The sequence below is a fragment of the Vibrio sp. CyArs1 genome (assembly GCF_022432925.1).
Lineage (GTDB): Bacteria > Pseudomonadota > Gammaproteobacteria > Enterobacterales > Vibrionaceae > Vibrio > Vibrio mediterranei.
The window spans coordinates 1,119,172-1,131,794 of sequence record NZ_JAKRBO010000001.1 but is presented as its reverse complement, the minus strand read 5'-3'; the positions used below and the strand labels follow the sequence as shown (position 1 = coordinate 1,131,794).

Sequence of the window (12,623 nt, the reverse complement as noted above, 5' to 3'; positions counted from 1 at the left end):
ACCTAGGTTTCATTAACACTTGATGGACAGACGCCAAATTCTTTTTTGAATGCTCTGCTAAAGTGAAAGCTATCGTTGAAACCTAACTCAAAGGCTACTCTCTTTACATTGGTGCCTTGGCGCTTGAGCATCATCATACTGGCATCCAATTTTAGTTTTAAGTAATACTGTTTGGGGGTAACGCTCAGATATTTCAAAAAGAGTTTTCTTAAATACTGCTCAGTATAGCCCGACTCTTGAGCGAATTGTTTTATCGAAATGTTCTGTCCGATATTTTCACTCATTTTAGCGACGATATCGGTAACAGTTTTCTCCTGACTACTCATGCGCTTTGATTGGTCGATTAGGGTTAACCACTTGTAAAACACAAATCCAAATCCCGCGACAGCTGCATTAAGTTTGATTGGTGACTTTGAAGCAATCAGTAGTTTCACTTCGCTCAAAATTTCTGGGTATGCGTCGTTTTTTAACGGAATCGGCTCTTCAAATGGAATAGGGGTAACTCCTTGCATCAAAAACTCAAACCAATTGAGATTCCAGACGATTCCATTTGTCCAGTAGCTATCTATATTTCGACTGTCTATGAATGTCACACTTGGAGCAGATACCGTAAGAACTTTCCCACTAATTAGCTGAATGCAACCACTTCCTTGAATGGTGTAAACGGCAACGATTGCATTAGGGAGCATAGGCAGTACACGGTCTCTAGGCCATTTGATATGGTAGTTAGCATCGGCTTGCACATCCCACATTGAGCGTAAGGTGATACCGCAAGAGTCAGCCGATTGTTCGATGAGCAATGGTTGATTTTTCATAGTTTCGTTTTTTACATTCAAGAGGGATTTTTACTATGGTTTATAGTAGCAACTTCCTCTAATTTTAGGAATCAGTAGTCTGTGATAAGGCGCGAATAGTAGAGCTCTATCACTTTTGTAAATATTTGAGGCCTCGATGATTTCTGACTTCTTAAACCCAAAAGAAAGAAAAGGCATGTTCTATAGAAATGAACAGAAAAAGCCGAACATAATTTTCATTACCGTGGATATGATTTCAGCGGACTGTTATCACCCAGACCGTCCTCTATCCAAGGTAATTAAGACTCCAAATATCAATGCCATTGCTGACGGAGGTACTGCTTTCAGTTCGGCATTCACTCCTAGCCCGTTGTGTGGACCAGCGCGGGCTGCGATTTTTACAGGAATGCATCCGCCGTACTTATCTAATGGTGAAAGAACACCTGTAGGGATGAAAGTAGATTTGGAGTTGGATGATATTATTTTCCAAGACTATTTGAAGCGGATCGGGTATTCGCTTAAGCACTCCGGTAAGTGCCATGTTGGCGTTGAAAAATTCGTGCGTACTTTTGGTGAAAACGTCCATGCCTGGGATCGATGGGGGCCACCCGTAGAAGATGATGATCGTTACCTTACTTATCTTGCCGCACAAGGGGTTCAACTTCCACAATATCGAAAAGAGCTTAGAGGTTTACAAATAGATAAGATGTCCCCCGCGAACTCTTTTGGTGGTTGGATTGAACAACAAGATGGCTCAGATTTCCCGTTAGATGCACATTACTCGGTTTTTCTTGCAAAGTTGGCTATTGACCAAATAAAAGCGTCGCGAATCCAAGCTCCAAATAAACCTATTTTTAGTCAGTTAGAGTTTTTTGACCCTCATCAACCCTACTCTGTCCCTAGTGGTTTAGAGCAACGTTATCAGGAGATAAAAGAAGCCATTACGCTTCCTGATAGTTTTGATCTAGTAGAGCCTGACAACCCGATATATGCACTCTATCAACAGTATTGGGGTATGTATGACGAAGATATGGTCTCTGATTACATTGCTTGTCACTTGCTCCAAGTTGAAGTGGTTGATCATGCAATCGGTCATTTGATTCAGTTTTTAAAGCAGGAAGGATTGTGGGACGATACGGCGATAGTGTTTTCCGCCGATCATGGTGATATGAATGGTCGTATGGCTATGGCGGATAAAGGTTCCTATTTCCAACCCGACATCTTTCGTATTCCATTAATGATTAAGCCACCTAAGAGCGAAAGAGTTGTTGAAACCGTGAGTAAGGTTGCTGTTTCAGCGATTGATATAGCACCAACCATTCTAGGTTTTGCGGGTATTGAAATACCACCGCAGATGGAAGGTGATAACCTATCCAAAGTGATTCAAGGAGAAGAGCGTCGGCCTCTGACGCAAGTTTATCAGACTGGAGTTCATGTTGGCTGTAATTATGGATTTGGCTTTCAGGTGGATATTGAGGATAAGAAATACTTCTATGGCTACAATGCCACTACAGGTTTCGAAGAACTGCACCATCTAGATCGTGATGATCAAACAAACCTATTGGACTCGAGTGATTATCTAATTCATAAAGAGTCTATTGTCGCGCAAGCGAAAGATTTGCTTTTATCTGATCCTCGCTGGATGGGATATTGGTCATCCTATCGTTTACACAATGCACGCTATCTTCCAGTGAGCTCGGAAGATATGCAAATGCTTAAACCAGTCTAGAATTAAAGTAACTATCAAGCGGGTTCATTCCCGCTTTTTAGGGGGCTTATTATGTCTTGGAGAAAGCAGGGTAATGACCCTGACTATAGATTTACTTTGGCAAATGAAAGAACCTTTTTAGCGTGGATTCGTACAGCGTTAGGTTTTTTTACAGCCGCTATAGCCGTTGACCAGTTGGCTAATAGTCTCAACGATGAGTTTTATAAGCCATTGATTTGTATCGCACTGCTTGCTGTATCAATCATCTGCTCGATCTTTGCTTACTCTAATTGGCGAGGAAATGAGATAGCAATGCGGCTTAACTCGAATCTTAGTTATTCAAATGCCATAAAAATCATTCCCGTCTTAATGGTGTTAGTTATCGTTGTTTTACTGAGTAGCATCTATAGTGATTCATTCATCCAATGAAGCTACGTTAAAAAGTGGCGCAGGGTTACAAGTTGAACGCACGACATTGTCATGGTTCAGAACTCTGTTTGTATCCTTTTTAATCGCTCTATCTATCCTTAAGAAAGCACTAGATTATGAGGGGGGAACTTGGCTTTTTGCCTTGTTTTTTGCTTCTGCTCTAAGTATTGCTACTTACTATTCGTTGTATTTCGTATCGTCTACATGTATTCGGCGCAAAGCTGGACGTTACAAGATCATTACCTTGTCTTTGGGCATGGCGGCATTTTTGTATGGAGTTGGCATTGTCGTTGGCACATGACGCTATAAATATGATTTGAGCGGTTTTTGTTAAGGTTGCCACTAGCAACAAAAAGCTAATGGCAACGACTTAATATTTACTTAGGCTGCTTCGCCAATACTGCATCAATATCAGCAGCGCTATGGCGCTCAGTGAGTGTTTCCCATTCTTCGCCCCAAGAGCGGTTAACAATGCGGCCACGTTGAACGGCTGGTCGTGCTGCGATGTCTTTAGCCCAGCGAATGAGGTTTGGATAGCTTTCTACGTCTAAAAACTCAGCGGCATTGTATTGGTTGTTAATCACTAGATTGCCATACCAAGGCCAAGTTGCGATATCAGCAATGCTGTATTCGTCGCCACTAAGGTATTGATTCTCAGCGAGTCTAGCGTCCAATAAATGTAACTGGCGTTTTGTTTCCATAGTGAAACGGTTAATTGGGTATTCGAACTTTTCTGGTGCGTAAGCGTAGAAGTGGCCGAAACCGCCGCCAAGATAAGGGGCAGAGCCTTGAAGCCAGAATAACCAGTTCATCGCTTCAACGCGCTTAGCAGGATCGCTCGGCAGTAAAGCACCGAACTTCTCTGCTAAATAGAGTAGGATGTTTCCCGATTCAAATACTCGTACAGGTGTGTCACCGGAACGATCTAGCAATGCAGGGATCTTTGAGTTTGGGTTAACGTCTACAAAGCCAGAACCAAATTGATCGCCTTCGCCAATGTTGATTAAGTAAGCGTCGTATTCAGCGTCAGATTTACCCAGAGCAAGCAGCTCTTCTAGCATGATGGTAACCTTCTGCCCATTTGGTGTAGCGAGAGAGTAAAGCTGTAAAGCATGCTCTCCAACAGGCAGCGCTTGTTCATGGCGTGCTCCAGAATCCGGCCTGTTAATGCTAGCCCATTGGCCGCCGCTTTCACTGTCGTGAGTCCAAACTTTAGGTGGGATATATTCGTTACTCATAGCATCTCCTAATGCATTGAATGGAAGCTTATTTGCTTCATCAGAATCCGACTTGATAGAAAAATCCTAACTCGTTTTTATTAGTATCGCAAATGTTTTGAACAATCGTTCAATTATAATATATGACGAGAAAGTTACTGGTCTTTTAGTCCAGCTTCTGCTCGGTATACAAAGCGCGAATTGCGTTGTGAACCCGCCCTGACTCATCACCAATTTTCCATATCAAAGCCGCAGGAATACTCTTTTTCAGCGATGACTCAACATTGAGTTTTACGAGCTTCCCTGAAGTAATTTGCGGTCTAATAAAGGGTTCAACCGCCATACCCCAGCAAGTTCCATAGGCGATAGCTGTCTTGGCCGCTGATATAGACTCACACTCCCAGACGTTGGCTGAGATGCTGGTATCCTTAACGTTGACGTCGTGGGAAAGATAGGCTTGCCTGTGACGTTGTAAGTCCACGAGTGTCACCTTTTCCAGCTTGGCTAGTGGGTGCTCGGGACTAGCCACGTATAGTAGCTCCGCTGAAGGTAGAGCGATGGATCCTAGATTGCTAAAAATAGGCTGCTCTAGCAGAGTGAAACCAATGTTAGCCTCACCTTTTACTACTGATGCAATAACTCCGGAGGAAGGCTTCTCGACCAGTTTAAGTTTAAGCTTTGGAAATTTGTCGGCGAGCAACGTCAGAATCTCTTTTTCCATCGGAACGCTGTAAACACTATCCAGCGCCAAGGTAAATTCCGTTTCTTCTTCTGGGTCAAGTTCATTAGCCAAGCGCTCAAAATTTTCACATTGTGCTAAGACAAGTTTGGCCTCTTTTAGAAGAACTTCTCCAGCTGCCGTCAAGGTGGGGTTTCGCGTGGCACGATCAAACAACGCTTGATTAACATCTAACTCTAAATTGGAGATGGTCATGCTTATTGCTGAATGAGTTTTTTTCATTTTCCTAGCTGCGGCAGAAAAAGAGCCGGTTTCCGCAGCGAGAACGAATGCCTGAAGTTGGAGCAGATTAACAGTTAACATGTCAGTAAAACTTACACCTAAGTTCTTCATCTTGTAGATAACACTTAATGTTAGGTGAATTCATGAGCTTTGCAACTCCGGGTAGCTGCTAAGGTTTTTGTTTTGTTCTGTCAATTATTCTTAAGGTTTACTGAATTTGTATTTCAGAAAAAATGACTAATATAAGCGTTGTCAGAGGGGGAAACGGCAACAACGTTTTGACAATACATAGTTGAACGGACGCGCTTTATTATAGTTAGAGAAGGTAAAGACCATGACAACTGACATCAAATCTGTATACAACGAAGACATTGACCCAGTAAAAACCTATGAGCGTAAAGTCTCACCAAACGTCGCTTTCTATGAAGACGTTCGTGGCACTAAAGCCAATGGCACACGCCAGCATGTCTATGATGATGTGTTGTTACCTCACACGGGTAATGCATTTTTGGTGAAAGCAGGTCAGGTCATTCGTTTTGAACAGCGTCCAAGCCTACACAATAATCGCACTCAAATCATTGACGTTCATTTTGTCACTCCAGATCTTGAACAATATGGTGACCACCTAAATACCAGCGCGGTAGAAGGTCTGAATCAAAGGTTGTACAGCGCAGTTTGGTCACAAAGCCGTTATATGGAGAAAATCGTAACCTTGGTTGAAGATGAGTTTCCATACGAAAAAATGGATGAAGATTTTAGTCACATCTTCTTTGCAGCGCATTGCTGCCCTGAATGGCTACATATGTGTTATGGCGAAGAAGGCAACGTGAACAGCTGCCAAGAGAACTTTATTCAAGGCTTCAACCGAGTCCCGGCAATTGCAGCTATTGAAAATGAAACGCTACGACGTCAAGTGGTACAGACGTTTGCTGACCGAAATGATGTGAACATGTTCCAACCGAATAAATTCACTCAAGACGACAATGGTATTACGCGCTGTGTCTTAGCCCCTACACCGACGGTTGATGATGGTGTCGGCTGTGAGTTCTATGCTGAAAAAGACATTTATGTAGTGGTAAGTAATTGTCCTTATGCAGACCAAGCATTGCCTTACCCAGAGGCCCGTCCAAACCCAGTGTATGTGAGCGTTTATGACACGGGAATTCAACCGGAAACCAAACACTTGGGAGATATCGGTGGTTGGGAAGAACGAATCTACCAACGCATTGCGACCAAAGATAACTCGATTAAATAGAGAGGGGTCTTTATGTCGAATCAACCAGACTCAAATCTAACAATGTTGGTTGATACTCCGATAAAGAAGGTGGCGCTGGTTGCCTTCATTATTACCAACATAGGAATGTTTGCTGTGCCAGCAGGACTTGGAGCGCTAGGTGCTTCAATGAGTTGGTCAGCAGAACAAACGGTATCGATAGTCGGCATTGGGTTTGCCATTAATGAAGTCATTTTATTTGGCTCCATCGCCATTCTAGGAAAGCCTCTCGTAGGCTTGATAAAGCGCAAGATTAAGACGTTGTTTAAATCTTCAAAGCGCAATAGTAAGTAACAGACATCAATCTTCTAAAGGACAAAAACTGAGCAAGGACGCTTACTAAATTTCTGAAGTCGAGCCAGGAACCCTCGGCCGTAGCCTACATGGATGTTGCAATCATAGGTAAATACTTATGTGCCATAAACATGTAAATCAAGTAGAAAACTTCGACTCTAGTTATAACTCTGATGTTGATCCAGTAGAGACGTTTGCGAGAGCAATCAGCCCAGACTTGGACTTCTACCAAAAAGTGAGAGCGACTAAGTCTGGTAAAAAACGTCAATTGGTTTACACGGACGTACTTGAAGCAGAAACCGGTAATGCCTTCTTAGTGAAAAAAGGTCAGGTTATTCGTATTGAGCAGCGTCCGAACGCAAAAGGTAACAATGGTCGTACTCAGATTATGGACGTGCTGATGGTAACCCCAGACTTAGAGCAATACAGCTGTCATTTAAGCTCTACAGCTGTTGAAGGGCTTAACCAAAGACTCTATTCCGGTATTTGGTCTCAAAGCCGTCATTTCGAAAAGATGGCGACGCTGGTGGAAGATGAGTTCCCATATGACGAATTACCAGAAGGTTTCTCGCATATTTGGTTAGCAGCGCATTGTTCTCCTGAGTTGATTGGATTGGCACAAGGTAAAGAAAACGTGCGTAACTCTTGTCATGAGAACTTTATTCATGGCTTTGGGCGAATTCCTGCCATTGCTAACATTAAAGATGACACCTTGCGTCAGGAAGCGATTCAATTTTTCTCGGACCGTAATGATTGGAATATCTTTCAAGGCAATCGCTTTACCCAAGATGAGAACAGAATTACGCGAGCTCGAATGTGTCCAACCCCACCTGTGAAAGATGGAACGGCGATTGAGTGGTACGCAGAAAAAGACCTGTATGTTGTGATTTCAAACTGTCCTTATGGTGACCAACACACCTGCTATTCAAAGATTAAGAATAACGATGTGTTTATTGAAGTGTATGACACGGGTATTGCTCCTATACACGGCGAAGCCACTAAGCGGATTCAAGGTTGGGAACAAGCTGCATTGGAGCGTGTTGCCAAGCGCGACCAAACGCTAGCCCATGATTGCCCAGTCGACGAGATTAAACTACCTGTCTTAGCTTCAAGGTAGTACATACCTCTTCCTCCTTCTTCCCCCGCTTTTTTGCGGGGTTAGGCGGTTGTAACCTGCGCTATTTGCGCGTCATTTCTAAAGACAGAGGTAGTAAATGAAAAAAGTACTGTTAGTTGCACTGGTAACGGGTTTCTCGAGCATGGCTCAGGCAAGCAATGACTATGTTGGTTTTCGTATCGGAGCCGGAGCAACAACAGGGATGAAAGTGGATGGGGTAGGGACATTAAAGGCACAGCCTAAAATAGAGGTTGGTTATGATTTTAATCGGATTTTCTCAGTTAATGGTTCATTAATGAGATTCGATGGTGAGAACAATCACTACTCCTCTGATGCGCTGTATGGTGGCAAAACTGATGGATACGATGCGCGAATTGAAGGCGAAGTCGGCTATGCTTTTAATATCGCGGACGGCTGGGGTTTAAAGCCGTATGCGGCTTTTGGCGGCGCACACGTAAGTGGCTCTATTGAGTCATACAACACGGGGCCATTAGCCGTCATCCACAGCGGAAATCAAGACAACATTGGTGCGTATAGTGGCAATTTTTCAGGAAATTATCTGACGTCTGCCGCAGGGTTAAGGCTAACCACGCCTGTGGGTATTTATGCAGATGCAAGAGTACAAAGTTTTTATATGACCGGAAACCAAGAAGTGCGAACCCCAGTGAAAGAGAACGCCCAATTTGGTTTTACCGTAGGGTTTAAGTTCTAAATGAGCTGCCAGAGGAGATCGCCTGATTTCTTCTGGCTTTGTTTTTAGGTTGCCGTAATTAATTGGCGCATTGGCCGAGTTCGCGGATTCTAATAGATGCCAACCTATTAAGAATGAAGGAAACAAAGCAAGAATAATCGGACATCAATGTTTTCGAGTGAAAGATATACTAGTGCAATATTTTCAATGGTAGATGACCAACTTTTTGGTCAATAGAGAAACACTAATGAGACTATTAATAGCGATTCTTATTCCATGGTTGCAATTTTTCACAATCGGAAAACCTGTAGCGGGGGTGATCTGTTTGATTCTGCAAATAACTTTAATTGGTTGGATACCTGCGGTTATTTGGTCTGTGTACGCACTGAATCAATACGAAACAGATAAAAAAATAAATGTTGCCTTAGATGATGAATAGAGAAGGTTTTGAACTTAGCTCTAGAGAATCTTAAACCAACTCCTTGAATCATCTGGCGAATATGGCACTCAAATACATTTTATTGACTCACCTTAGTACAAAAGCGATGAATGGTGCGACATTAGTTCGAACTATTAATGCGTTACCATACTGGCAAGTTAACTCTCAACAGGTATATACCGAACTAAAACGAATGACCTCGTATGGTTGGATTAGTATGAGTACGACCGAGTACAGCTATCAGCCAACAGAACGACAATATATAGTTGAAAAAGAGGGGAGAGAGGTACTTGCCAATTGGCTCGGGCGAAAGCTAGCATTTCCTGCAACACGAGATGAGCTGTGCGCAAAATTGATGGCAAGCGGAAGTATGGATTCTAGTGATGTCATACATTCACATTTGCTCAGTGGTTTGCACCAAACTCAACAAGCGCTGAACAACATTCTGCTTTATCTAGAAAATGTTGCTCACGACAGGCAGAAAGCTTCTTCCGCTAAGCTTCAATGTAAACAGCTACAAGCACGAATCCAATGGCTAAACGAATGCATTGATGAAACGCTAGAGCGAGAGGTCATGATCGTTCCAGAAGTGCTGTAAAGGAACTCGCTTTGGGAATGTACACTTTGCTTGCTTCACACTACAAACGGTTCGCTCTAACCGTCTTACTTATCAATAGCTTTCCACTGTTAGCGCTTGAACATGAAAGTGCGGCTACCGAGTACGTACAAGAGCGTTGTGATACAACGCGATACTCATCATTTTTGCCGCTTCTATCACCGGACTGTCCTATTGGTCAGGGGCTGTATGGAAATGATGAACCTGACGAAAAGCCTGCTTTTTATTGGGTGCAATGCGGAGCCTCTTCTAATCCATTTCATGTTGATGATACTCACCGAAAGGTGGCAATTGCTACGCAAAGTAACCTAGTGCAATCTTTTGACGGAGAGTACTACCGATGCTTGAGTGGTCCTTACTTTCAATATATCGATGCCAAGGTGGTTGGACGTTATATTTCAAGCCTGATTAAAAAAGAGACTTTTCTCCGGCAGCACGTATTCACCTCTGCGAATCGTAGTCAAGTGACATCAGTCCTTAAGAGTTACAACGAACCAAAGGTTGTTATTGAGACCCAACAACAAGTTGGCGAACAGACTTTCTTTATTCCTACCTATCCGGAGAGTCCACGCATTTCTAACTGGAAAGCTAACCAACGTTGGCAACGTTTCTCTTATGAAGTAGCGAAGCAAACATGCCAATCGCTAAATGCCAGTTTAGTAACTAAGCCGGATATTGAAGCTCTAAAACGTCATATTGATGTGACTGCATGGCCCGTAGCTTTACCCTTTTGGCTAGATGAGGAACAGGCCGCGTTTCTTAGTGGAAAAAGCGTATCTGCAACCCCCAAATCGAAACTCTATTTAATGTGTAAACGATAAGCCGGACTGTCATGATTGTAGTGAGCCGACCTGTGCGTATTTGGCTAAACTAAAAAGCCAGCAGAGTTCACTGCTGGCTTATGACGTCGTCTGGTTACTTATAGTTGAGACTACGAATATGCAAGCGACTTAGCTCATCGCTAACTGTGTCGCTTGTTCTTTTTGCGCTTTGTTATAGCGAATCTTCTTCAGCGTAATCGCAACAGCGGCCGTAGTGACAACACCGATAGCCATTGCGAGCAATGCTAGAACAGGTTTGTTGAACGCACCAAGTAGAACGACGATTGGACCACCGTGTGCAACGTTACAAGTTAGACCGAAGGTAAAGCCAAGCACACAAGCTACTGCTGAACCAATCATGTTCGCAGGGATTACAGCAAATGGGTCACGTGCAGCGAACGGAATAGCGCCTTCGGAGATTCCGACCATACCCATAGCGGTTGCTGCTTTTGCGTTTTCGACTTCTTCGCGTTCGAACAGTTTCATGCGGCTACCGAGGAATGCAGCTAATGCCATACCTAATGGAGCAACTGGAATGGCTGCTGCTTGTGCACCCATAAACTGAGTTTGTCCTTCGGCAATCAGACCAACACTGAAAAGGAAGGCCACCTTACCAAATGGACCACCCATATCGAAACCTTGCATCAAACCGATGACCAAACCAATGATGATTACGTTCCCGGTTGATAAGTTCGCTAGGACGTTGTTCATGGTTTCCATGATGCCCGCGATTGGGGCACCGATGATGAAGATGAATACGGCGGCAATAAAGAGCGAGCCAGCGATTGGCGCGATCATAATAGGGACCAGTGGTTGAATCATCTTCGAGTAATTGAAGCTGACAATCCATTTCACGAAGTAACCAACCAAGAGACCAGCAATGATTGCACCAATAAAACCTGTACCAGCATCAGCGTCATAGAATGAACCGTTGTTGGCAATCCAGCCACCAATGAGGCCCGGTGCAAGCCCTGGACGGTCCGCGATAGCGTAAGCAATATAACCGGCTAGAACCGGAATCATTAGGGTGAAGCCGACCACACCGACATCAAGGATCTTGTTCCACAAACTGCCTTCAGGAATAGCAAGGCCGCCCGGTGTTGGTTCTCCGCCGATAGCTAGGGAAATGGCAATCAAAATACCGCCGACGACTACAAATGGGATCATGTGAGATACGCCATTCATTAGGTACTTGTATAGGTCTTTACCTGAGCCACCAGGACTCGTTGTCGCTTGGCTCGCGCTAGGCTTACCATCACCCGCATAGAGAGGGGCAGCAAGGGCTTGTTCAATCAACTTGTCAGCATCTTTGATGGCTTTTTTGACGCCAGTGATAATAACGCGCTTACCTTTAAAGCGATTAAGATCAACTTGTTTATCGCAAGCCACAACAATGGCATCGGCACGAGCAATTTCTTCTTCGGTAGGGATGTTTTTAACACCGACAGAGCCGTTTGTTTCAACTTTGCACTCGTACCCCATTTCGGCGGCAGCATTTTCGATGCCCTCTGCTGCTAAGTAAGTGTGTGCAACCCCTACCGGACAACCCGTCACACCAATAATAAAGCCTTTGGTAGCGGTGACAGTTGGTTGCGATGCTTTGTCGTCTGCCACTAATAAGGCAAGCGCCTCTTCATTAGATGTCGCTCTTCGTAGGTTTTCTAAAAATGTAGGCTCTACTATCTTTGAAGATAACTTCGCAAGGACTTCGACATGGAAGTTGCTCGCTTTTTCAGGCGAAGCAATCATAAAGAAGATATTAGAAGGTTGTCCGTCTTCCGCGCCGTATTCGATGCCTTGTTTGCTGATACCAACGGCAATCGCCGGCGAAACAACTGAGGCGCTCTTGGCATGTGGCAGTGCAATGCCATCTTCAAAACCTGTGTTGCCGGTTTCTTCGCGTGCCCAGACATCTTTCACAAATTGTTGTTTGTCAGATACTTTGCCAGCATTGACTAGCACATCTGCTAATTCATTGAATACCGCGTCCTTGTCGGTTGCCGCCAAATCAAGCTTGATTAGCTGCGCGTTTAGGATCTCTTTCATCATAATGTAGATCTCTTCTTGGTAGGGATTTTTAATTTATGTATTTACAAATTTAAAATAATCTTAGTAATGGTTTTGTAGATAGAGATTGATCTAAATCATTATATTGTGTGTGGGTATATTGATTTGTGGTGAACTGTGAGGTGGATAACGAATATTGGAAACCAAAGCACTTCCAAAGTCACAAAAATATTTGTTAAGTCAAGTGGTGGTTTTT

The 12,623-nt window shown here is 43.7% G+C and carries 14 protein-coding genes; 10 read left to right on the top strand and 4 right to left on the bottom strand.

Going from position 1 to position 12,623, the window contains the following annotated elements; genetic code table 11:
* Positions 1-2 precede the first annotated feature (2 nt).
* On the bottom strand, positions 3-815 hold the full coding sequence (locus MMA19_RS05315; protein ID WP_038226094.1) for an AraC family transcriptional regulator: 813 nt from the start codon (positions 813-815) through the stop codon (positions 3-5).
* A gap of 175 nt (positions 816-990) precedes the next feature.
* On the opposite strand from MMA19_RS05315, the gene MMA19_RS05310 reads away from it, so the two are divergent.
* From MMA19_RS05310 to MMA19_RS05300, 3 genes are read left to right on the top strand one after another with little or no spacing between them, the layout of a single operon-like run.
* The gene (locus MMA19_RS05310; protein ID WP_240205698.1) at positions 991-2,523 is read left to right on the top strand and encodes a sulfatase-like hydrolase/transferase; all 1,533 of its coding nucleotides are present in this window, start codon (positions 991-993) and stop codon (positions 2,521-2,523) included.
* A 51-nt stretch (positions 2,524-2,574) separates the two neighbouring features.
* Complete coding sequence (locus tag MMA19_RS05305; protein ID WP_038226096.1) at positions 2,575-2,931, top strand: DUF202 domain-containing protein; 357 nt, start codon at positions 2,575-2,577, stop codon at positions 2,929-2,931.
* On the top strand, positions 2,912-3,232 hold the full coding sequence (locus tag MMA19_RS05300; RefSeq protein ID WP_240205697.1) for a DUF202 domain-containing protein: 321 nt from the start codon (positions 2,912-2,914) through the stop codon (positions 3,230-3,232). The genes MMA19_RS05305 and MMA19_RS05300 overlap by 20 nt, the downstream gene beginning before the upstream one ends.
* 76 nt (positions 3,233-3,308) lie before the next feature.
* Here the strand turns inward: MMA19_RS05300 and yghU are convergent, their stop codons facing one another.
* Positions 3,309-4,169 carry a glutathione-dependent disulfide-bond oxidoreductase gene (gene yghU / locus MMA19_RS05295; protein WP_240205696.1) on the bottom strand — a complete coding sequence of 287 codons (861 nt, stop codon included), beginning with the start codon at positions 4,167-4,169 and terminating at the stop codon, positions 3,309-3,311.
* Positions 4,170-4,314: 145 nt separating this feature from the next.
* Positions 4,315-5,190: a LysR family transcriptional regulator gene (locus tag MMA19_RS05290; RefSeq protein WP_240205695.1), complete on the bottom strand. Its 876-nt coding sequence runs from the start codon at positions 5,188-5,190 to the stop codon at positions 4,315-4,317.
* 253 nt (positions 5,191-5,443) lie between these two features.
* Between MMA19_RS05290 and MMA19_RS05285 the strand changes: the two genes are divergently transcribed.
* From MMA19_RS05285 to MMA19_RS05255, 7 genes are all read left to right on the top strand, one after another.
* Positions 5,444-6,364 carry a DUF1989 domain-containing protein gene (locus MMA19_RS05285; protein ID WP_088878916.1) on the top strand — a complete coding sequence of 307 codons (921 nt, stop codon included), beginning with the start codon at positions 5,444-5,446 and terminating at the stop codon, positions 6,362-6,364.
* A gap of 12 nt (positions 6,365-6,376) precedes the next feature.
* On the top strand, positions 6,377-6,676 hold the full coding sequence (locus MMA19_RS05280; RefSeq protein ID WP_006069349.1) for a hypothetical protein: 300 nt from the start codon (positions 6,377-6,379) through the stop codon (positions 6,674-6,676).
* 118 nt (positions 6,677-6,794) lie between these two features.
* On the top strand, positions 6,795-7,793 hold the full coding sequence (locus MMA19_RS05275) for a DUF1989 domain-containing protein (RefSeq protein ID WP_240205694.1): 999 nt from the start codon (positions 6,795-6,797) through the stop codon (positions 7,791-7,793).
* 97 nt (positions 7,794-7,890) lie between these two features.
* On the top strand, positions 7,891-8,505 hold the full coding sequence (locus MMA19_RS05270; protein ID WP_240205693.1) for an outer membrane beta-barrel protein: 615 nt from the start codon (positions 7,891-7,893) through the stop codon (positions 8,503-8,505).
* A 226-nt stretch (positions 8,506-8,731) separates the two neighbouring features.
* Positions 8,732-8,923, top strand: a complete 192-nt coding sequence (locus MMA19_RS05265; RefSeq protein WP_006069346.1) for a YqaE/Pmp3 family membrane protein — start codon at positions 8,732-8,734, stop codon at positions 8,921-8,923.
* 61 nt (positions 8,924-8,984) lie between these two features.
* Entirely contained in the window at positions 8,985-9,521 is a 537-nt protein-coding gene (locus tag MMA19_RS05260; RefSeq protein ID WP_240205692.1) for a PadR family transcriptional regulator, read from the top strand.
* A gap of 11 nt (positions 9,522-9,532) precedes the next feature.
* On the top strand, positions 9,533-10,360 hold the full coding sequence (locus MMA19_RS05255; RefSeq protein ID WP_240205691.1) for a hypothetical protein: 828 nt from the start codon (positions 9,533-9,535) through the stop codon (positions 10,358-10,360).
* A gap of 129 nt (positions 10,361-10,489) precedes the next feature.
* Here the strand turns inward: MMA19_RS05255 and MMA19_RS05250 are convergent, their stop codons facing one another.
* Positions 10,490-12,409 (bottom strand): fructose-specific PTS transporter subunit EIIC, encoded by a 1,920-nt coding sequence (locus MMA19_RS05250; RefSeq protein ID WP_240205690.1) that lies wholly within the window; start codon positions 12,407-12,409, stop codon positions 10,490-10,492.
* Positions 12,410-12,623: the final 214 nt, after the last annotated feature.